Source organism: Paenibacillus sp. CB74 (assembly GCF_055687625.1).
In genome coordinates this window covers 4,419,414-4,441,941 of record NZ_CM146009.1, presented here as the reverse complement: position 1 = coordinate 4,441,941, position 22,528 = coordinate 4,419,414, and the positions used below count along the sequence as shown (strand labels likewise).

Here is a 22,528-nt window from a genome sequence, read left to right as displayed (position 1 = left end):
ATTTATGGCAAAAAGCCCAAGCCTAAAGGAACACCGAACTGCTCCCTGTCGTAGTAAACGATAGAAGACTACGATAGGAGCAGTTCAGTATGCCAAGGCATGGGCTTTTTTGCTGTTTCATGATTGTCGCAACAGTTGCTTGATTTCCGCTGCCGGACTGGAGCCAAGTTCTTCTTTGAGCAGTTCCTCCAGAACAAGATACTGTCGCTGCGCTTCGGTTCTTCGTCCAAGCGACAGATACAACAGGATGATCTCACGATGAATATCTTCCCGAATCGAATCAATCTGGAGGATACGTTCAAAATAATACAGCGCCCGTAACGTCTCGCCTTTCTTCGCGTGATAGTGGGCAGCGGTTTCCATCGTCATGAGGAAGTCCAGTTCCAGCTGTCTGGACCACGCGAAAGCCCACTCATAGTGCCTTCCTTTCAGGAGTTCACCCGTATACAATGTGTCCATCCGCTCGAAGAGCTCTGGACGATGTGCCGAGGCCTGACGCATCTGGCGGAACAAGGCCTCAAACTCGTACAAATCGCAGTTGATTGTATCTCGGTCAATACGAATGCCATTCCTGTCCTTAAGAATGATTGGCACGTCACTGTTGTCGCCGATGGCACGCCGCACGTAATACAGTGTGGAATTGATGTTCGTCCAGGCCTTCTGCGGACTGAGGTCCTTCCACAACGTATCAGCCAATGCATCGCGGGTGGTTGACTTGGTATACAACAAGAAGGCGAGTAACTCTTCCGTTTTGGGCGTTCTAAGTTTGATGGGGCTATCTGCTCCGGCTCCACCGAACACGGTGAATTCACCAAACAGACGAACGTTCAGTTTCGGTTCTGGCACCGCTGGCCCTGGCGTTGTCACGGATTTGTGAAGCTGCTGCTGCAACCGCTGAATGCTGCGGTTCAGTCGCTCTGCCGTGACCGGTTTAATAACGTAATCGATCACCTCTTTATCGAAGGCCTGCACCGCATATTCCTCATATCCGGTCACCAACACGATGGAAAGCAAAGGGTGATGTTTCCGCAATTCACCAATGAGGTGCATACCCGAAATGCGAGGCATTGTAATGTCCAGAAATGCTGCATCGAAGCTATTCTCTGCCGCGTATTCACAGGCTTCCTCCGGATCGTGAAACGCACGACATACTTCAACTTCTCCGCTTTCTGTCAAAATACGATTCAGTCGCTTGAGCGACAGATCCTCATCATCCACGATGATGACTTTTATCATGTCTCATAACCCCCGTTCCCATCTGTGCTAATACGTTGATTAGGAAGATCAAATGTAATGCGCGTTCCCTCGCCGTCTAGACTTTCCATCTGAAGGTGTCTGCCATACAGCAGTTTCAACCGGCTGGAGATATTCCATATTCCCACGCCGTTACTGCCGTCCGTGGATTGCCGAATTTCCTCCATTCTTTGCTTGGTTATGCCGATTCCGTTGTCCTCGATAGAGAAACGTGTTTCCGTATCATTCAGATTACGAATGGACAATATGACGCGACCACCGCGAATGCTGGACATCAGCCCGTGCCGAATCGCGTTTTCGATCAGGGGTTGCAACGTGAGGGGCGGAATGTCCATATTTCGGTTCACGTCCGCATCCACATCGATAATGACCTCCAGCCGTGAGCCAAAGCGTGCCTGCTCAATGGCAACGTATGCTTCGATCATCTCCAGTTCTTTCATCAGGCTGGTTTTGGAGTCCAGATGTTTGAAGTGCACACTGCGCCTTAAGTAACTCGATAATTGTAAAATCAATTGTTCTGCCTGATTCGGCGCATCTACACACAATTCGGCAATGGCATTCAGAGCGTTATACAGAAAGTGCGGGTTCATCTGTGACCGCAAAAAGGAGATCTCGGCATCTCGCGCGGCTTGAACAGACGTTATCATCCGGGTCAAACCGCCGATCCGTGCCAGCAATTCCTCTGATTCAAACGGTTTTGATACGAAATCATTGGCACCTTTCTCCAAAGCCAGCTTCAACTGGTTGGCTTTATTACTTGCCGTCAGCATAAGCACCGGAAGCTCGGAAGAAGAGTAACGTTCCCTGATCCGTTCCAACAATTCGTACCCTGACATGTCCGGCATCATAATGTCAGCAATGACCAGATGTACGGCAGGAAGCTGGTCGAGCAGATCCAGTACAGAAGGGGAACGTGAGGTTACCGCATAACTGTAGCCCTCCAACTTCAAGAGATTCACTATGGTCTGTAAATTAGCCGAGTCGTCGTCCACAACGATGATCCATTCGTTGAGATGCCCTTCCACAATCGTTGGTTCTTCGAACCTTAGTAACTGATTACCATGACTTGTAGGAGCTATGGTAATTGGCTTGACGTTGGATTGTTTCTCACCTTTGCCATCGGCCAACGGAAAAGTCAGGATGAACGTGGCCCCCATGCCAGGTGCCGATTCTGCATGAATGGTTCCTCCATGCAGCTCTACCAGCTTGCGTGTAATACTTAGTCCAAGTCCGGTGCCTCCGGCAACGACTGGTCCTGTATCTGCTTCCTGCTCGAACGGCAGGAAGATATGTTCCAGCTTGTCCTTGCCGATGCCACGACCGGTATCGATAATGCGGATTTCCGCTTTGCCTTGAACAACCGCAGCACGGATGCTTACCGTGCCTTGTTCCGTGAACTTGACGGCATTACCGATCAGATTATGCAAGATCTGAATCAGTCGGTTGCCGTCCGCATAGATTGGCGGGAAATTTGCCGGGATGTGGTTCATGAGTTCCACCTTTTTCGAGCCAAGCAGGAAGGAGTGCATACGCATGACGGATTCGACAAACGAGTACAGATCGGTTGAAGACCGGTAAAGCGGGATGTCGCCATGTTTCATTTTCGAATAATCCAGTAATTCATCGACCAGGTAGGTTAATCGTCTGCCGCTACCCGTCACGATCGCCAGGTTATGCGCCTGTTCGTTGGTAAGCGGACCTTCGGCACCTTTGAGCAGGCTCTCACTGATGTTCACAATGGCATTCAGCGGTGTTTTGAGCTCATGCGAGGTGTTCGACAGGAAGTCATCTTTCACCTTATCCAGCAAGAGCAACTGATCTTTGAGCGCACGGACTGTACGATATGACTCGAAGAACCGAAGTACCGCCAGAAACAACATCAGGATGCTGAACAGGACAATGGAGACCTGCCCGATGTTCATATTTTCCTTTAGCGAGATGGAGAAGAGGTTAATGTCCAGACAGTACAGCATGATGCTTAAGAGAGCCGCATACCACAAGAAAGTAGACAGCCGATCACCCTTCTCACTCGTCAGAAACTGTGATGCGCATTGATATAACAACCAGAGCAACATTAACGTGTACATAACGACAACGTAAGGTGCAGCCAGTCCGTAGATGGAAATAGGCAGGAGCGCAACCATGCATAAGTAAGCTCCGAAGATAATCAGGATTACCGTTGTAAGCAGACTGGTCAGGATGCCTGTTTTGAATCGGTAGAAGTAAAAGGTCAGCAGACCCAGGCATGCAACGGAGCAGAAATCTTTTAATTTATAAAGCGTGCTAAAGGAGATTTCCGTGTTCACCATGGATAACACACGTTCGCTGATCATGCCGTTATAGAGCGCATACAGCAGACAGATTAGACCAAGCAGCAGCAGCGAATCGTCTCTGTTTCGGTAGAGCGCAGACCCCAGGTAACTGATAAGGAATATGATCGAAATGGTAGCCAGGACAGCAAGTGTGCCGAATTCAACGGCTGTGCTGATTTGATGTTTTTTCAGCATGGCTGCTTGTTCGCCGAAAAAGAGTGGCCCCGGAATGCCAGCGTTCGTGTAATCATAATTAGCCACCCGGATCACAATTTCAATGTCACCGCCATGATAAGGAAAGAAGCCGATTTGTGGGGAGTTTCCCGGTCGATATCCCGCTGATTTCTCCACGGCATGTCCGTCTTCCAGTAGCTTGTTGCCATTGATATAGATTTCGCTGGCAAAACGGATGTTCATTTTTTTGATAGCCAGCGTTCCTTCAACTGGTACATTTCGGAGCACCAGTCGATACGTGGCGAAGCCGTGGGTTGGCAGTCGTTCGCCGTCCATTTTAATTCGATTCCATGAACCGGGAACCTTTGCATATGTATCGGGTGCTATTGTTGGACCAACCTGATTCGGAGTTGCAGATTCAACAGGAAGCAACTTGTTCCAGTAAAATTCCCACTCACCGTCCAGCTTGATCCGCTCGTCTTGTTCCGGGTTCCAGCCCGATAGATCCATAACACCTTGACGGGCAAGAAGAGCCGCAGATTGGGGTTCTCTGATTGTTGACAGGAGCAGTACGGTAACAGCAACTACAACCGTCAGGACAACGCCTGAAATTTTTAATAACACGAAATGCTGCTCCTTTAGAGGTTGTGTGAACCATTGGTAGATTCGAACCAAATCTCTTGTATTCTATCGGCATTGTAGCGAATATCTCTGGGGGGTGCAATCATATTTCGACAAAATCCTTTATACCCACCCCGTGAATTCCAGTATTGATGCTTTTGCAGACTGTGCTTCTGTATGGGCTGCTTTGCGCCAGGCTTTGGGTGATTGTCCCATCAGTTTGACGAAGCAGCGGTTAAAGCTGGAGATGGATCGGAAGCCGACTTGCTCGGAGATGGACAGGATGGAGGCGTCCGTGCTTTTCAATCGCTTGCATGCCTCTTCAATTCGGGTACTGTTCAGAAAATCAAGCGGTGTGGTTCCCATAATTTCATGGAACTTGCGCCGAAAATGCGTTGTACTCAGATGACACAGATCAGCGAGGTAATCGATGGTCACAGGCATCATATAGTTTTTGGTGATAAACTCCAGCACGGGTGAGATGACCAAGTCTCCTTGGAGGTCTCGTTCCCGTTCCTGATTCTGGGCTGACCAGCTCTCGTTGCTTGCATGAAGTCGAAGCAGTTCGATGTATAGAGACATCAATAAGCCGTACGCGCTCTCCCGATAATAGGGGGACTGCTGCTTAATCTCTTCTACGATTGATGTTGCGAGTGAGTGAATTTTGGGATGCTGCTCCTTATTCAGAATGCAATTGGTTCCCTGAATCGCCCATAGATTCGGTTCAATGTGGTTTTGGGCTGTTTTGAGTGAATGGCGGAAGAGTTCTTCCGGTGAAAAAAAGATATATGCCCACAGGCTGGCGTTATTAGGTGAACTATATGTGGTATGCGGAAGGTAACGGGGAATGAACGTGACGTCGCCTGCCCGAAACGGTACAGATTCGCCCTTAATCTCCATGACCCCTTCATCCGAATAACAGATGCCAATCTCCATGTGGTTATGGAAATGAAGATGCTCACTCTTGATATCGGATATTCTCCAGCGGTCTCCACTGAGTAACAGGACAGGGAAATCAATGGGCAGGCTGTAGTGACGATATTCAATGACAGGTTTCTTCGGTTTGGGCATTGTCGAGGGCTCCTATGTATAAATGATTGAAATTGCGCACTTTTGTTGTGAATATGCTTAGATTGAGACTATTTTACTGCGTACAATGGAATAAGTAAAGCGTTTACAAATGGACGGACACCTCTCAAGGCGCACTTGGGGGTGTGTGCGCAGGGAGAGGGGAATAACAATGCTTCAAGTGAAATATGACAGAGAACAGATTCTTCACGTAATCGAGAATGTTACCAAGAAAACACTGGATATGGATCTGACATGGGATTGGCCCGGCGGTGTGGCCTATTATGGTGTATCCAGAGCCTATCAGACGACAGGCAACCAAGAGATTCTGGACAGGCTGGTGAAATGGGCAGACGAATATATCGAGCTGGGTCTGCCAAGTTGGACGGTAAATACATGTGCCATGGGTCATGTGCTCATCACTTTATATGAAGAAACAGGGGATCAGAAGTATTGGGATATTGTTCTCAGCAAGGTTGATTATCTCCAGAACCATGCACTTCGCTTTGGAGACAATGTCCTTCAGCATACAGTATCCGTGTCCAATGATTTTCCGGAACAGGCTTGGGCGGACACCTTGTTTATGGCGGCATTTTTCCTGCTCCGTGTAGGTAGCAAATTAAAGGATGAAGCCATGATTCAGGATGCGCTGAATCAGTATTACTGGCATATCAAGTACCTTCAGGATCCAAGCAGCAGTCTGTGGTATCACGGTTATAACAATATCAACAAGGATCATATGTCCGGATTTTACTGGGGGAGAGCGAACGCTTGGGGCGCCTATACAATGTCTCAAGTGAAGCCGCAATTGAACGACTGGTATCTGTATCCGCAATGTATGGATGTAGAATGTGCTCTTCGCGATCAATTGGCGGCTCTGAAGCTGGTACAGACCGAGAACGGCTTGTGGCGTACGGTGCTGGATGACGTAGAATCGTATGAAGAGGTATCAGCTTCCGCGGGTATTGCAGCGGCAATGATTAATAACGGCAACCCACTGCATACCAAATATGTGCAAAAGGCACTCGAAGGCATCCTGAACAACATTAGCGAAGATGGCCGTGTGCTTGGTGTATCTGGCGGTACAGCAGTGATGAAGGATCGGGATGGCTATCGCAATATTCCTAAAGACTGGATTCAAGGCTGGGGTCAGGGCCTGGCACTCGCTTTTCTGTCCGATATGTTGAGATAGGGAGGGAACCCAATTGTCCAAATTAACCAAAGGCTCCTTTACACTGCCGGGAGAATCCGGTTATGAGGCGCTTACGCTGGAACTTGCCGATCGCTGGGGTGCTGATGTGATCCGTGACAGTGACGGTACGAAATTGTCTGACGAGATTATTAATGCCGGATATGGCATCTATTCAACCATTTGCATCATTCGGGATCATAATGAGTGGGCATCCCGTAATCTGGATAAGCTGCAGCAATGTTTTCTCATTACGAATCCGAAGGTCGCTGTACAAGATTATGTATCCATCTATCTGATGGAGGATTTTTTTGCTGAACAATTCAGGGTGAATGATTCCAAAGAAGCGTTTAAGTATTGGCAGGTATATGATCGAACGACTGGAGAAGAGGTACCAAGAGCACAATGGAATTATGAAAGGGAATCTGGCAATGTAGTGATTACTGGCGTTGCTCCCTGGCATAAATACACGGTAAGTTTCATGGTCTATCGGATCTGGGAAGAGATCTCCATGTACAATCATACGACGAATAACTGGGATAAAGAGCATCTGATGCAGATTGACCCAATCTATACGGAAACGCAAACCTATCTGCTGGATTGGATGGAAAATTGGTGCCAAAACCATCCGGAAACAACGGTTGTACGTTTTACATCGCTATTCTATAACTTCGCCTGGATCTGGGGCAGTGATGAACGGAATCGCCATCTGTTGTCGGATTGGGGTTCATACGATTTCACGGTAAGTTCGAGAGCGCTGGATCTGTTTGCTCAGAAATTTGGGTATTCACTCTCAGCCGAGGACTTTGTGAATGGCGGTAAATATCAGGTCACTCATATGCCTGCGGATCAGCGCAAACTGGACTGGATGGCATTTATCAATGATTTTGTCATTGAATTCGGTAAGAAATTAATTGATATGGTGCACAAGCATGACAAGCTGGCGTATGTCTTCTATGATGACAGCTGGGTGGGCATGGAGCCGTACAATGATCGCTTTCAGGAGTTTGGATTCGACGGCATGATCAAATGTGTGTTCTCCGGTTATGAGGCTAGAATGTGCTCAGGCGTTAAGGCTGATACCCATGAGATTCGATTGCATCCCTACTTGTTCCCGGTTGGCTTAGGCGGGCTTCCTACCTTCAAGGAAGGCGGAGATCCTACCCTTGATGCAAAGAAATATTGGATTAATATTCGGCGTGCGCTGCTGCGTGAGTCAATCGACCGGATAGGACTGGGTGGGTATTTGCATCTGGTTGAGCCTTATCCTGATTTTGTGGATTACATTGAGAAGATTGCCCATGAATTCAGGGAAATGAAAGAGCTCCATCAGAAGGGAAAACCTTATCAGATCAAGACAAAAGTAGCCGTTCTGCATAGCTGGGGCAAGTTAAGATCGTGGACCTTGTCCGGTCATTTTCATGAAACGCATATGCATGATCTGATTCATGTGAATGAGGCATTAGCCGGATTACCTGTTGACGTGCAGTTCATTGATTTTGAGGATATTCGTCAGGGCGTATTGAAGGATGTGGATGTTGTCATTAATGCGGGTTCTGCGGGTTCAGCATGGAGCGGTGGAGAGCACTGGAAAGACCACCAATGTGTAGACATCCTAACCCAGTGGGTGTACGAAGGCGGTACATTTATGGGGATCAACCAGCCCACAGCGACCCACGGGTACGACAGCTATTTTAGAATGGCTCATGTGCTTGGGGTAGATGAGGATACAGGTGCAAGGGTTGTTCATGGAAAATGGTCCTATGAGGTTAGTGATGAGTATGGTTTGGTGCCTGAGGGGGCCAGCATACTTCCGAAAAAGAACATTTATCTTACTGATGGATCAGCAGCTGTAATGAGTGAAACGAATGGTCAGATCACGTTGTCCACACATGCTTTTGGAAAAGGAAAAGGGATCTACCTGCCTTCCTTCGAATTCAGCTGGGCAAATACAAGATTACTTCTGAATTTGATTCGATTTGCGGGCAATGAATTCCATGAAACATTGTACATCACGGATAACTTGTATACCGAGTGCGCTTACTACCCTGAAAGCAACATATTGGTTGTGATCAATAATAGCGATCAGGTTCAGTCCACGACGATCCATACAGAGCATGGGAAACAGACCATGGAATTGGAGCCGTATGATACGGTGATCACCAAAATTGGTTTAACCAAATCGGTATCCCCATAGAATAAATAATGATTAAATAGACCGTATCCCTTAACCAGGGAGCGGTCTATTTAGTGATTAGGGCGTGTCTGAAAACTCTCAAGGAAGCAGATTGTATAGTACGGATATTACTGTATCGTGTTAAAACTATTTAGTAGAATATTTAAATAAGGATAGGGATCATGAGCCCTAATATATTATTGTTTTCATCCTTTCAAAGGAGAGAGTGCCCTAATGTACAGTTATAAAATGTTGGACAAGATAAGCACGGAAACACTTCACCAAGCGTTTGTGGATGCGTTCTCCGACTATCAGGTTAAAATGGATCTGCCCTTTTGGAAGTTTCAACAAATGCTCCAACGAAGAGGGTATCACCCCGAAATATCTATGGGAGCCTTTAAGGATGGGAGAATGGTCGGATTTGTTATCAATGGATTTCGAAGCTGGAATGGAAAGGCAACTGCGTATGACCTTGGGACAGGCGTTGTACAAGAATGCAGACGGCAGGGCGTTACAAGCCATCTGCTCTTGAATATTCGAAAACTGCTAAAAGAAAAAAATATAGCGCAATATCTGCTGGAAGTCATCCAATCCAACGAATCTGCAGTTCAGCTTTACAGTAAACAAAACTTCAAAATTCAAAGGGAATTCGCATGTTTCCAGCTGGAAAAAGATAAATTCATACCGAAAACGGCCTGCACAGTGGAATGTGTGGAGAGAATTGATTTGGAGCAGTTTAAGGAATTTTGGGATGTGGAGCCCTCCTGGCAAAATTCAATAGATTCCATCTACGCTGTATCAGAAGCTTTTAGCTATGTAGTTGCACGTCAGGATGACAAAATTGTTGGCTATGGCATTATAGATCAAAAAACAGGTGATATTCCACAGCTTGCAGTGAACCCAAATTACCGGGGCAAAGGTATTGCAAGCAGCATCCTGACAGAGATGGTCAAGCGCACAGAATCGCCAATAATCAGTGTCCTCAATGTGGAATCTCATCTCAAACCGATGGAAGATTTCCTCCTGGTCAAATCAGGTTTTACGTATCATGTTGGCCAGTATGAAATGCTCCTGAAATTATAACGTGATCGTCGTCTCGATGTAGGATCAAATCGGGTTCATCGAAAATATGTGAGATATTCGTATCTGTCCTGTTGGGCCAGTCGATCGGGAGGTTGAATTATAGGCCTCCCGAATTCCTGGATTGGAGTATCCAATCATTCCCTTACTCGTTATAATAATGTGGATGTCAATGTAAGAGGAGACAACGATAAGACATGAGCCGCAAGATGCACTGTAAGCGCATTCAGTTTCTGGATGATTGGAGCCTCAAAACGAAGTTGTACATATTGTTCATTTTTTGTGTGCTGGTTCCGGTTCTGGTCACAAATACCGTGTTTTACCTAAGCATCAAAGGTAACATTGAGGAGAAGGAGCATAGCCGATTCAATGAAATGCAGCAAAGGATCAAGTTCAACCTGCGAAACAGTATAGACAATAGCTTGTATGTGTCCAATTTTCTCTATACCGATGGAACGCTGAACCGGTTCATGGAGTCCAAGTATCGCGATCAGGAAGACTATTACTCTGCCTACTATGATATGCTTAGCAACAACAATCTGGTCAGGTACTATTACAGCTACCAGCAGGTGAACCAAGTTACGTTTTATGTTGGAAATGATACCTTCGTCAATGGAGGAAACTTCATTAAGCTGGATGATGAGGTGAAGAAAAGTGATTGGTATCAAGCGCTGATGAACACAAGCGACCATATCATGATCTATTCGTATTTTGACAAGCAGCAGGCAGAGATGTCGCAAAGTCAGGGAGGACGCAAAGTCAGCATTATTCGCAAGCTGGATTATTTTGGGGAGCAGCAGGTTGAAAAGGTGTTAAAGGTTGATCTGGACTACGCTTTCATCAACAAATCGCTTAAAAATGAGGGAGCGAACGGGAAGGTATATGTCGTATCGGATGGCAGGGTCATTTTCTCGAACGATTCCGAAATGAACCAGACGCGCCAGCCATTTAATCTGATTGCGAACAGTCCAATTGATCCTGTTCAATCCATGCAATCGATTCCCGTCGTATCCGAGGATTGGCAGATTTTCGTCAGCACGGAGAAATTGGACGTTCTGTCGGAGATTGTTAATTCCAAGCTTAATTTGACGTTGCTGATCATTCTTAATCTGTTGGTGCCCACACTGCTGATCTGGTTGATATCCAGATCACTGGTCATCAGAGTTGATCGGATAGCGAAGCACCTGGATCAAGTGAAGCATGAGAAATTTGAAGTGATATCGGGACCTGTGGGCAAGGACGAAATCGGCAGCCTGACCCATAGTTATAACATGATGGTCATCAAGATTAAGAATCTGATTGAGATTGTGTTTAAGGGGCAGGTAGAGCGGCAAGCCCTCGAGCTCTCCAAGAAGCAGGCGGAGCTGAAAGCCCTTCAAAGTCAGGTGAATCCCCATTTTATGTTCAACACGCTTGAAACGATCCGTATGCGGAGTTTAATCAAGCAAGAGCTCGAGACCTCCGATGTCATTCATAGACTGGCACTGCTGCTGCGTCAGACGATCAATTGGGGCGACGATCTGATTACCATCGCACAAGAAATCAATTTCGTGGAAAGTTATCTGAGTATTCAGCAGTATCGCTTTGGCGAAAAGCTGCAATTTGCAATCAGGATCACTGACGAATCCATTGCTGCGATGATGATACCCAAACTAACCGTTCTCACCTTTGTGGAGAATGCTTGTATCCATGGCATTGAAGGGACAGCAAATGATGGGGTCGTGGAGGTATTATTCGAAATTCGAAGTAATGCGCTCTACATTTCCATTCGCGACACCGGCGTCGGTATGGATCAGGACAAGCTGTCCTCGCTCCGCAAAATGATGCAAGACCCGAGTATGGATCGGATGAGCGAGCTTAGCAGCATTGGCATGATGAATGCATATATTCGGCTACGGATGTATTTTGATGATTTCGTTCAGGTGCACATATTCAGTGAAAAGGGGAAGGGGACAGAGATTGGCATTCAAATTCCTCTTATGCTGGCATCCCAAGAATAAGGAGCGAGGATATGATCAACGTGCTGATTGTGGACGATGAGCCATTTATTCGCCAAGGACTTCTATTGTTAATTGATTGGGAGTCTTACGGTTTCCAGATTTGTGGTCAGGCTTCCAATGGCAAGCAGGCATTGGAAGCCATACGCGCTGTGCAGCCTGATCTGGTCATTTCCGACATCAAGATGCCGGAAATGGACGGCATGCAGCTTGCTCAAACCTTGTATGAGCAATATAACGGTGATATCAAGCTGATTCTGCTTAGTGGATTCTATGAGTTTGGATATGCCAAGCAGGCAATTAAATATCAGGTGAATGACTACATTCTCAAGCCTATCGTGAAGACAGAACTGGTACAGGTGCTTGAGGAGTTTAGGGAGGCATTTCACGCACGGACAGAAGAGAAGCGTTATCAGCAAAAAAAGGATCAAATGATTATGGCCCAGCATATGCAGTCAATCTTGCTTGGGGTGGCTGAGGAGGAGGCTGTTACGAGTCTGCAGCCGCACTATCAAGATGCTGGCACAATGCGTTGCATTCTGATTGAGGTGGAAGGCGTTCCAGAACAGGGAATGGATTGGTGCGCTCGGGTTGAGGCATGGGTGGATGAGCCCTTACCGGGGCAAGTTTTGAAGCCGTTTACAGGTGATAAAAATGCGGTTCTGCTCATTGTTACGGATCTGATGGTGAAACGTAAGGCAGCGGCCTTGGAGCACTATTTGACCCAACTACATACCGAGCTGAGCCGCGATCAAGGGGCGGTGGTTGCTTGTTATGTCGGGAAGGAAGTACAGGGGTTGGAGGCGCTGCATGAGTCTTATCAATCCTGCGGCATAATGAAAAACTTACGTTTCTTCACCACGTGTGGGCCCATTTATTATTTCGAGCTTATGGATACGACCCTATTTATCAATCGGCCAGGTCAATTCGAAAAACAATTGTTCGATGGGCTGGTCAAGTCTATTGAGGAACAGCAGACGGATGAGCTGTACAGCCATGCAAAGGCCATATTTCAATTCTTTCTGGATGAGCGAATAGAGCCTGGTATTGTCCGAATCCACCTGCACTATTTGGCATACAATTTGCTGGATCTCGTGAATAACGATACGGTCACTCCAGATTCCGGGCTGATGGAATCGGCTTTTCTGAAGGTGAACTACGCGATGTTATCCATGGAGGAAAACATTGAACATTTATGTGAGTTCTCGCTTATGTGCGCAGAGGAGCTGAAGGAGCAGCAAAAGTCGAAAGGGATGGGCATATTAGCCAAGATTGAGGCCTTCATTCACGAGCATTACAGAGAGAATATCAGCCTGAAGCTGCTGGGAGAGCAGTTCTACATGAACAGCGCATATCTGGGACAGATTTTCAAAAAGCATTACTCGATCAGCTTCAGTGATTATTTGAATCAATTGCGAATAGAGGAGGCCGCGCGGCTGTTGCGCAGAACAGATCAAAGAGTATACGAGATTGCAACAATGGTGGGATATCGGGACTCCGATTATTTTATTAGCCGGTTCGAGAAACTCATGGGGGAGACGCCTGCACAATATCGTAAAAGTGCCCATGCTGCGTACTCTATTGATTAAACATCCTGCACTCCTTGACGGAGCGGCGGGATATTTTTTTCGCAGATACTGGAATTAGTGGGATTCCGTCTATAGTTTATCCCGTTGAGAGGGGCATGGAAGCATGATAATTTTAAGTCAGCCTTTGGAAAGCGCTTTCCAAAAAGCTTCTGTCAATATAATCGATGGAGGGGTCATGATGAAAAAGGATGTTAGAAAAAGAATCAAGTATAGTGCTCTGCTAGCTTTGATACTGGTCATTGCACTCGCTGGATGTACACCGGGATCGTCCTCGAAAGGGGAAACAACAGCAGATGGAAGGGAATTAAAACAGTTTTCAGCCTTTTTTGCCGTACCGGGGAAAATTGCGCCTGACGATAATCGGGTATTAAAAGCCATTGAGGAGAAAACAGGCGTCAGAGTTACGATGGACTGGCTTACGGGCCAAACAGCCAAAGAACGAATTGGTGTGCTCATTGCAGGCGGCGAATATCCCGACTTTATCGATGGGAGTGACGGTACTCAGCAACTGGTAGCAGCAGGGGCGTTAGTACCACTTGAGGATTACATCGATAAATATCCAAACATCAAAAATTACCTGGGTGAAGACTGGAAGAAGATGAAAAATACGACGGATGGACATATCTACTTCATTCCTCAGTTCGGCAATATACAAGAAAAGTCGATGAAAGTAACCCATGATGGAGAAGCGTTCTGGATTCAGAAGGCCGTACTAGAATGGGATAATTATCCGACAATCAAAACACTTGACCAATACTTTGACTTGATTGAACGGTACAAAGCAGCGCATCCGACCGTTGATGGTCAGCCAACCATTGGATTCGAGATTATCTCTTATGACTGGCGTTATTTCGCACTGGAGAACCCTCCGCTTTTCATGGCTGGTTATCCTAACGAAGGCGCAGCCATCGTTGATAAAGAAACGCTGACGGCCAAAAACTATAATACTATTCCCGAAGCGAAGGCCTATTTCAAGAAGATCAATGAGGTATACCATCAAGGCCTGGTCGATAACGAAACCTTTACAGCAAACTATGATCAATATATCTCCAAAATTTCAACCGGACGTGTGCTGGGCATGGTGGATCAAGGATGGCAGTTCCTTGACGCCGAAGCATCACTCGTGAAGCAAAAATTGTATGACAAAACCTATGTACCGTTGTCCATCACACTCTCCGAGGATGTCAAAGGACGTTATCAGAACAATCCAATCCTTAACGTAAATGGTGGCTTGGCCATTACTAAGAGCTGCGAGGATATTGAAGGGGCACTTCAATATATTAATGATTTGCTGGACCCTGAGATAGAGGTATTGAGAACCTGGGGACAGGAAGGCGTGGATTATCAGGTGGATGACAAAGGCGTGTTCTCCAGAAATGAAGAGCAACGTGCGAATTCCAAAGATCCGGACTGGGTGCTTGCGAATACGGGAAGCCCATTGGTCTATTTCCCGCATCATGAAGGCATGACTGCTGATGGGAAGAATGCTCTTGACCCTAAGGAGCAGCCGGAGGAGTACCTTGCCACATTGAATGACATCGATAAAAAAGTGCTCAAGGCTTATGGATATACGAAGTTTACCGACTTCCTGGAGCCTGCGGAGGAAAATGAACCGTGGTTCCCGATCTATACCTATAATTTCGAACCGAATAAACCGGAGACCATTGCCAGACAGAAGATGGACGATGTTAAACGCAAATGGCTGCCAAAGGTGATTATGACTTCACCAGCCGAATTTGATAAGGCTTGGGAAGAGTATCAAGCCACGCTCAAGGAGAGTGCAGATATTAAAGCGTATGAAGATGCGCTGACGGAAGAAGTTCGCAGACGTATGGAACTGTGGGGATAAAGGCCTGTCACACCGGAAGGCTATGGGGAACTCCGTAGCCTTTCTTACACGCCAGATTCGGGAGATTGGATAGGAAAGGAATGGATTCATCCAGACTGGGTGATATAGATAAACTCGTCAGCAAGGAGAGAAAAACATGGCCAAAAAGGAGCTGCAGCCTTCGTTAAAGACCAGCCATATCCCAGCGGGAACAAGCTGGATCGGGTACAACCTGTCCAGAATGAAAAGTCAGCGACAATTAATGTGGATGTCATTTCCGTTTATTGCGTTTATCGCTATTTTTGCGTATGGGCCATTATGGGGCTGGTTGATGGCTTTTCAGAATTATAGACCGGGCATTGGTTTTATGGAGCAGGATTGGGTGGGGCTGGATCATTTTCGAACGTTATTCACGGACCCTACATTTTTACGTGTCATTCGCAATACGCTGGCGATGAGCCTGATCAGTCTGTTTCTGGGATTTGTCGGTTCAATTGGTCTGGCGCTCTTATTGAATGAGCTGCGGATGGTATTGTTCAAACGCGTGGTACAGACGGTCTCTTACCTTCCGCATTTCCTGTCGTGGATCATCGTAACAGGGATCGTTGCGAATGTATTGTCAACGGAAACCGGAATTGTGAATGTACTGCTGACAAAATTGGGTCTGATTGATGCACCGATCAACTTTTTTGCGGAACCCAAATACTTCTGGGGGATTGTGGGTCTGTCCAGCATGTGGAAGGAAATTGGCTGGGGTACGATCATCTATCTGGCGGCCATGGCGTCGATTAATCCGAGCTTATACGAAGCAGCTTCCATTGACGGAGCCGGCCGCTTTCGCAAAATGTTCAATGTCACACTTCCAAGCATCAAACCAACGATCATTATCCTGCTTATCATCAACGTGGGTAACGTACTGAACGCAGGCTTTGAGATTCAATACTTGCTGGGGAACGGACTTGTGCAGGATGTGTCCGAGACAATCGATATTTTTGTTTTGAAATACGGAATTAATCTCGGCAACTACTCACTTGCCACCGCCGCAGGCATTTTCAAAAGTGTGGTCAGTCTCGTGCTCATATTTATCGCCAACGGGATTGCCAAGTCTCTTGGTGAAGAGCGGTTGATATGATAAGGGGGCAGAACTGTGAAGCGATTTCGTAGAAGACGAAGCTTGGGTGATTCAATTTTTTCCATCACGAATGGCATATTTATGTTGCTTGTCATGGTTGTTACGTTATATCCTTTTTTAAACACCATTGCCGTATCTTTCAATAACGGGCTGGATACGATCCGCGGAGGGATCTATCTCTGGCCGAGGGAATGGACACTGCAAAATTATGTCTCCGTATTCCAGAATCCGAATCTGACACAAGCTGCATTTATTTCGGTTGCCCGAACCGTGGTTGGAACGGTTGTGCAACTGTTCTGTACCGCGATGTTGGCCTATGTGCTGAGCCGCAAGGAGTATATGTTTAACAAATTGGTCACGACGCTGTTCGTAGTAACGATGTATTTCAGCGGCGGTTTAATTCCAGGATACATGCTGATCAAACAAGTGGGGCTGCTGAACAGCTTCTGGGTATACATTATTCCCGGCTTGATCGGGGTGTTCAACATGATTGTCATTCGTACCTACATTCAGGGACTCTCGGAGGGATTGATAGAATCAGCGAAGATGGATGGAGCTGGAGATTTTCGGATTTTCATGCGCATCGTGCTTCCGCTGTCCAAGCCGGTGTTGGCTACAGTTGCTCTGTTCATTGCTGTAGGTCAGTGGAACTCCTGGTTTGACTCCATGTTGTACACGGCGGGTAATCGGAATTTGACCACTTTGCAGTATGAGCTTATGAAATTATTATCCTCTGCGACCTCACAGGGTGGAACCGTCAACGTGGATTCATACAAAAATGTGACCAACATGGTGACTCCTGTATCCATTCGTGCAGCAATCACGGTTGTGACGGCCATGCCGATCGTTTTACTGTATCCGTTCTTGCAAAAATACTTTGTCACTGGACTCACCATTGGAGGGGTAAAAGAATGAAAAATGCAAATCAAAACGAACAATGCTCGTTTAACAATCCGATTATGCCCGGGTTTTATCCAGATCCGTCCGTTTGTCGGGTGGGTGAAGATTTTTATTTGGTGACCTCGACTTTTGCCTATTTTCCTGGGGTTCCGATCTTTCAGAGCCGTGATCTTGCACATTGGAAACAGATTGGCAATGTACTGGATCGCCCTTCACAATTGAATCTTCAGGGAGCAGGGCATTCACAAGGAATATTCGCTCCAACGCTTCGGTATCATGAAGGGACCTTCTATATGATTACAACCAACGTATCACATGGCGGCAATTTTGTTGTAACCGCTACCGATCCGGCTGGGCCGTGGTCTGATCCTTATTTTATCGAAGGCGCAGAAGGAATAGACCCTACGATTTTCTTCGATGACGGCAAAGCATATTACCTGGGTACACGTCCTTGCTCTGAGGGAGTTCGTTATAACGGAAACTGGGAAGTTTGGCTGAGGGAGCTTGATCTGACCACCATGAAACTGGTGGGGGACAGTTACGTGCTCTGGCGTGGGGCCATGGTTGATGTTATTTGGCCTGAAGGACCGCATCTGTATAAGATCGACGAATATTACTATTTATTGATTGCAGAGGGCGGCACAGGACCCAACCATGCCGTGACCATTGCGCGTAGCCAAAGCTTAACCGAAGGGTACGTTGGAAATCCCAATAATCCAATCATTACACATCGCCATTTGGGCAAACGATACCCTATTGTTAATGTGGGACATGCAGACTTGGTGCAGGCTGCGAACGGTCAATGGTTCATGGTCATGCTTGCTTCGCGTCCTTACGGTGGGAGCTTCAGCAATCTGGGGCGGGAGACGTTCCTTGCTTCGGTCATTTGGGAGGACGGATGGCCAGTTGTCAATGAAGGGCGCGGAATTCTGGAGGAGCAGGGTACGCTGGATTTAAAACCTGTTCCGGTAGAGCCTCAACTGCGTTTTGACCATTTTGACAGTGATCGTCTGGGCTTGCAATGGATGTTTTTGCGCAATCCTCAGGAAGACCTGTATTCATTAACCGAGCGAAAAGGATATCTGCGATTGAAGCTGAAACCGCAAACATTGAAGGAGAAAGAGAATTCCAGCTTTGTCTGCCTGCGGCAAAGGCATATGGATTACGTGGCAGCTACAGCAATGGAATTTGTGCCCGGGAATGCAAATGAGACGGCTGGTGTTGTCGTCATTCAGAACGATCAGTATCATGTACGTATTGAGCGTGCACTGGTTGAGAAACAGCAGATGCTGCGTGTGGTGACCTGTATAGATGGTCAGGATACTCACATTGCGCAGGTCGCGCTGGATGATGAAGTATCGCGGGTGTATATCAAATTGGCCGCGACAGGTCAGCAACTCAACTTCTACTACAGCACGGATGGAAGTCAGTATCATCTGGTTGCGGAACAGGTGGATACAAGCAGCCTGAGCACTGAAGTGGCCGGCGGCTTTGTTGGCTGCTGTATCGGAATGTTTAGCAGTAGCAACGGGACTTCATCGGATCAGGTAGCGGATTTTGACTGGTTTGAATATGGTTCCTATGAAAGTTAGTTAGATGACAGAATAACAGCAAGTAAGCTCAATCTGGTGGCGGTAGTCCAGGGATTGAGCTTTTTTTCTTTTTGTTTAAGCGAAAACTGTGGGGAGTGGGGCCGCGTTACAGTTTATTGTCCAGCTTCATGTGCTGAGCTTTTTATGATGTTAACAATTTTACGCTGAGCATCCCTGGCTTCCGGAATCGGATAGAGGACGAAGACATGATTCATTTTGGGATAAACGTATGTTTGGTGATCGATTTTCTGATCCGTCAGCAGCTTGTCGAGCTTCATATTATCAGGAAACAAACCTTCGTGAGTTCCGATAAAGATGCTGATTCTGCCAAGGCCGGCGAAATCTCCGTAGATTGGACTGATTAACGGGTCATTTAGAGGTTTATCAGCTGCCCAGATTCGCCGGATGACATCATATCCTTCCACAGCGAGCATCGGGTCGCGGGTCTCGTATTCAAATATGACCGGATTGTCCAGCACCATATCCACACAAGGTGATAACAAGATGATATCTTTGGGCTGCGAGAGATCATGCATTTTCAGATAATGGGCTAAGGCTAGGGATATGTTGCCTCCTGCGGAGTCCCCCATAATGGTGAGTTGTGCCGGGTCGTCCACAGAGGCGAGCAAATCCCGATATAGATTGAGCAGTTTCGGATACGTGTGCTGATAATTAAAATGAGGAACCTTTGGATAGATGGGAGCAACCACCTTGGCATTCAGAGCCTGAGCCATGCGGTCCATGAATTTCCAGTGTAAAGAGAGCGGCTGGTGTGTATGCGCCCCGCCATGAATGTAGAGAATGACCCTCTGTTCACGGGAATGCTGATCGTTTAATGTGAATACCTGCATGTCTTCATGGGAGCGTTCTTTGATGGAAGATGACCATTTTGTTTTAGCCAAGGTATAGGGTTTAATGTTTTCCAAGCCCATATGATCCAGATGTTTGCGAGTAAGCTCGCGTGTTGAAAAATTCTTTTTGGTATCTAACGTTGCGATATATTTCTCGAATAGAAAACTCGTCAACGAGCGTTTATGATTATGGATATACATATTCATTGAGGAATCACCCTTCCTGATGGAGTTCAGATATAAGATCTGTGAAGAAGAATATAAATAAAGTATAAAGGTTGAAGTGTACTGCAAGGTCAATCTTAATTTTTCCATCGAACCGTTTACGGTTAGAGTAAAGCATGGTATCCGTTCTATGTTATGATATTTGCATCTTCAAAAGTTCGATTGAAGGGGCATAGCGTATGAATCAAAGCATACAACAGTTTAAAGCGGATTTTTTCAAAGCGTTGGCACACCCGATGCGGATTCAGATTCTGGAGCTGCTGAGTGAAGGAGCCAAGAACGTGAATGAACTGCAAAGCATTCTGGGATCGGAAGGCTCTGCTGTTTCACAACAACTGGCTGTACTGCGCAGCAAAAATGTTGTCCAGGGAATCAAAGAAGGCACAACGGTCACCTATTCGCTGCGTGATCCGCTGATTAAGGACTTGCTGGCAGTCACCAAACAGATTTTTGACAATCATCTGGTTGATGCCATTTCCATGTTGGAAGACATTCGTAAAGAGTCCTGACACAACAAACAAGAGCAACTGGGTGTCATCACCGGAGGTTCTTGTTTTTTGTGTTAGTCTCCTGCCGGAAATGGTGTGCAATCCGATTGACAGGATGTGTGCGGGGGAGTAGTCTTTTGTTTATATTCAAATATTTAAATATATGAAGAAAAGAAGGTTTTTGTACATGAGATGGATGGGGAGATATGCAGGTTACAATGCTGCCGCTTTTCGCAAGGATCTGTTATCGGGACTGATTGTAGGTATTATTGCAATTCCACTCGGTATGGCCTTTGCCATCGCTTCCGGGGTCAAACCGGAGTATGGATTGTATACCACAATAATCGCAGGGATTCTCATTTCCTTGCTGGGTGGGTCCAAGTTCCAGATTGGCGGGCCAACGGGTGCATTCATTCCGATTCTATTCGCCATTGTGATGCAGTATGGATATGAGAATCTGTTGATCGCGGGAATGATGGCTGGTTTGATGCTTGTTCTTATGGGCGTATTCAAGCTTGGGGCATTAATCAAGTTCATTCCCAGGCCGGTGACAATCGGTTTCACGGCAGGAATCGCCGTTATTATTTTTAGCGGACAGATTACGAACTTCCTGGGACTTCGCGGCATCGAGAAGCATGAGGACTTCTGGTCCAATATGAAAGAAATTGGGATGCATATCTCGACAGTTAATATATACAGCGTGCTTACAGCTGGAATCTGTCTGGCTGTTCTTCTGCTTTTGCCCAAGTTTGCACCAAAGGTTCCTGCATCACTGGTGGGACTGATTCTTTCGACGGTCGTCGCAGCGTTCTTTTTTGAAGGGCAGGTGGCTACGATCGGTTCGTCCTTTGGCGCCATACCTAACGCCTTGCCTCAGTTTCATGTGCCGGAGATCACTTGGGAGCGTATCATGAACTTGCTGCAACCTGCTTTTGTCATTGCCATGCTGGGTGGCATTGAATCGTTGCTGTCAGCTGTGGTTGCCGATGGCATGACCGGAAGCCGACATAACAGCAATCGGGAGTTGATTGGGCAGGGAATTGCTAATATGGTGACGCCGCTATTCGGGGGGATTCCTGCAACAGGAGCGATTGCACGTACAGCAACAAATATCAAATCCGGCGCAGTATCGCCATGGTCTGGCGTGATTCACGGTGTGGTGGTTTTGCTGGTACTTGTTATCTTTGCGCCATACGCATCTCACATTCCTCTTGCGAGTATGGCTCCCGTTCTGATGCTGGTGGCTTGGAACATGAGTGAACGGAGATCCTTCATGCATGTCATGAGAACCAAAACGAGCGATTCACTCGTTCTGCTCATTACCTTTTTGCTTACTGTATTTACAAGTTTAACGACAGCTGTAGAGGTGGGGTTGATTCTGGCTGTTGTTTTATTCGTTAAGCGGATGAGTGAGATGTTGAAGGTTGCCAAAGTACTGCCCGATCCCGAGCATAAACATGAGAAAGTCATGGCCCACATGGTTCGGGAAGGACATGACTGTCCGCAGATCAGCTTATATACGATTGAAGGACCTTTATTTTTTGGTGCGGCAGATATGTTCGAGAAGTCGGTCATGGATTCCATTCATCGTCGACCGGGCATTTTGCTGTTGCGCATGGGTAAGGTACCCTTTATGGATACAACAGGCGAAGCTAACCTGGCGAGTTTAATCAAGCATTTTGAACGGTCGGGCGGGATTGTATTGTTATCGGGCATACAGGAGCAGCCACTTGAGATGTTGAAACGAACGGGTCTGTTAGAGCGTTTAAATCCTGCACATCGGTTTGAACATACTGGGGAAGCCATTAATTATGCGTTACAGCAGTTGAACGAGGAGAAGTGTAAGGGGTGCAAACATTTTGCCTTTCGTGAATGTGCTGTATTGTCGAGCGCTGGAACCGATCCAGAGCGTATGAACCGGCTGAAGACTGGAAAGCGGGCCAATGCAAATAACCCTGTATGATCACCAAAAGAGTGCGTGTTAAAATGAACTTTGATTATAAATATAGGCCGTAAGATCGACATTTTGAAAAAAGGTTCCATCCATCAGGC

General features: G+C 46.7%; 15 protein-coding genes. 11 read left to right on the top strand and 4 right to left on the bottom strand.

Translation table 11 applies throughout. The annotated features are described in order from the left end of the window. Window positions 1-117: 117 nt before the first annotated feature. From ACX9NY_RS19605 to ACX9NY_RS19595, 3 genes are all read right to left on the bottom strand, one after another. Window positions 118-1,236, bottom strand: a complete 1,119-nt coding sequence (locus ACX9NY_RS19605) for a response regulator (protein WP_472474564.1) — start codon at window positions 1,234-1,236, stop codon at window positions 118-120. After that, window positions 1,233-4,364 carry an ATP-binding protein gene (locus tag ACX9NY_RS19600; protein WP_472474562.1) on the bottom strand — a complete coding sequence of 1,044 codons (3,132 nt, stop codon included), beginning with the start codon at window positions 4,362-4,364 and terminating at the stop codon, window positions 1,233-1,235. The genes ACX9NY_RS19605 and ACX9NY_RS19600 overlap by 4 nt, the downstream gene beginning before the upstream one ends. Window positions 4,365-4,484: 120 nt before the next feature. Continuing rightward, entirely contained in the window at window positions 4,485-5,432 is a 948-nt protein-coding gene (locus ACX9NY_RS19595) for an AraC family transcriptional regulator (RefSeq protein ID WP_339258869.1), read from the bottom strand. 169 nt (window positions 5,433-5,601) lie between these two features. On the opposite strand from ACX9NY_RS19595, the gene ACX9NY_RS19590 reads away from it, so the two are divergent. From ACX9NY_RS19590 to ACX9NY_RS19550, 9 genes are all read left to right on the top strand, one after another. Then, the gene (locus tag ACX9NY_RS19590; protein WP_339304091.1) at window positions 5,602-6,621 is read left to right on the top strand and encodes a glycoside hydrolase family 88/105 protein; all 1,020 of its coding nucleotides are present in this window, start codon (window positions 5,602-5,604) and stop codon (window positions 6,619-6,621) included. 13 nt (window positions 6,622-6,634) lie between these two features. Then, the gene (gnpA, locus tag ACX9NY_RS19585) at window positions 6,635-8,815 is read left to right on the top strand and encodes a 1,3-beta-galactosyl-N-acetylhexosamine phosphorylase (protein WP_342571854.1); all 2,181 of its coding nucleotides are present in this window, start codon (window positions 6,635-6,637) and stop codon (window positions 8,813-8,815) included. Window positions 8,816-9,028: 213 nt separating this feature from the next. Then, a complete protein-coding gene (locus ACX9NY_RS19580) occupies window positions 9,029-9,877 on the top strand; it encodes a GNAT family N-acetyltransferase (RefSeq protein ID WP_472474559.1) in 849 nt (282 codons plus the stop codon). Between the two features lie 194 nt (window positions 9,878-10,071). Next, window positions 10,072-11,874, top strand: a complete 1,803-nt coding sequence (locus ACX9NY_RS19575; RefSeq protein ID WP_472474558.1) for a cache domain-containing sensor histidine kinase — start codon at window positions 10,072-10,074, stop codon at window positions 11,872-11,874. Window positions 11,875-11,885: 11 nt separating this feature from the next. Beyond that, window positions 11,886-13,460 (top strand): response regulator, encoded by a 1,575-nt coding sequence (locus ACX9NY_RS19570; RefSeq protein ID WP_472474556.1) that lies wholly within the window; start codon window positions 11,886-11,888, stop codon window positions 13,458-13,460. Window positions 13,461-13,635: 175 nt separating this feature from the next. Then, window positions 13,636-15,309: an extracellular solute-binding protein gene (locus ACX9NY_RS19565; protein ID WP_339258876.1), complete on the top strand. Its 1,674-nt coding sequence runs from the start codon at window positions 13,636-13,638 to the stop codon at window positions 15,307-15,309. A gap of 136 nt (window positions 15,310-15,445) precedes the next feature. Further along, entirely contained in the window at window positions 15,446-16,420 is a 975-nt protein-coding gene (locus tag ACX9NY_RS19560; RefSeq protein ID WP_249913521.1) for an ABC transporter permease, read from the top strand. Window positions 16,421-16,435: 15 nt separating this feature from the next. Beyond that, the gene (locus ACX9NY_RS19555) at window positions 16,436-17,335 is read left to right on the top strand and encodes a carbohydrate ABC transporter permease (RefSeq protein ID WP_339239579.1); all 900 of its coding nucleotides are present in this window, start codon (window positions 16,436-16,438) and stop codon (window positions 17,333-17,335) included. After that, the gene (locus ACX9NY_RS19550; RefSeq protein ID WP_342571859.1) at window positions 17,332-18,912 is read left to right on the top strand and encodes a glycoside hydrolase family 43 protein; all 1,581 of its coding nucleotides are present in this window, start codon (window positions 17,332-17,334) and stop codon (window positions 18,910-18,912) included. The genes ACX9NY_RS19555 and ACX9NY_RS19550 overlap by 4 nt, the downstream gene beginning before the upstream one ends. Window positions 18,913-19,025: 113 nt before the next feature. On the opposite strand, the gene ACX9NY_RS19545 is transcribed toward ACX9NY_RS19550, so the two are convergent. Further along, window positions 19,026-19,970, bottom strand: a complete 945-nt coding sequence (locus ACX9NY_RS19545; RefSeq protein WP_472474552.1) for an alpha/beta hydrolase fold domain-containing protein — start codon at window positions 19,968-19,970, stop codon at window positions 19,026-19,028. 197 nt (window positions 19,971-20,167) lie between these two features. Between ACX9NY_RS19545 and ACX9NY_RS19540 the strand changes: the two genes are divergently transcribed. Both ACX9NY_RS19540 and ACX9NY_RS19535 read left to right on the top strand, forming a co-directional pair. Continuing rightward, the gene (locus tag ACX9NY_RS19540; RefSeq protein WP_091038881.1) at window positions 20,168-20,497 is read left to right on the top strand and encodes an ArsR/SmtB family transcription factor; all 330 of its coding nucleotides are present in this window, start codon (window positions 20,168-20,170) and stop codon (window positions 20,495-20,497) included. 166 nt (window positions 20,498-20,663) lie between these two features. Then, window positions 20,664-22,439: a SulP family inorganic anion transporter gene (locus ACX9NY_RS19535; protein WP_472474550.1), complete on the top strand. Its 1,776-nt coding sequence runs from the start codon at window positions 20,664-20,666 to the stop codon at window positions 22,437-22,439. Window positions 22,440-22,528 lie beyond the last annotated feature (89 nt).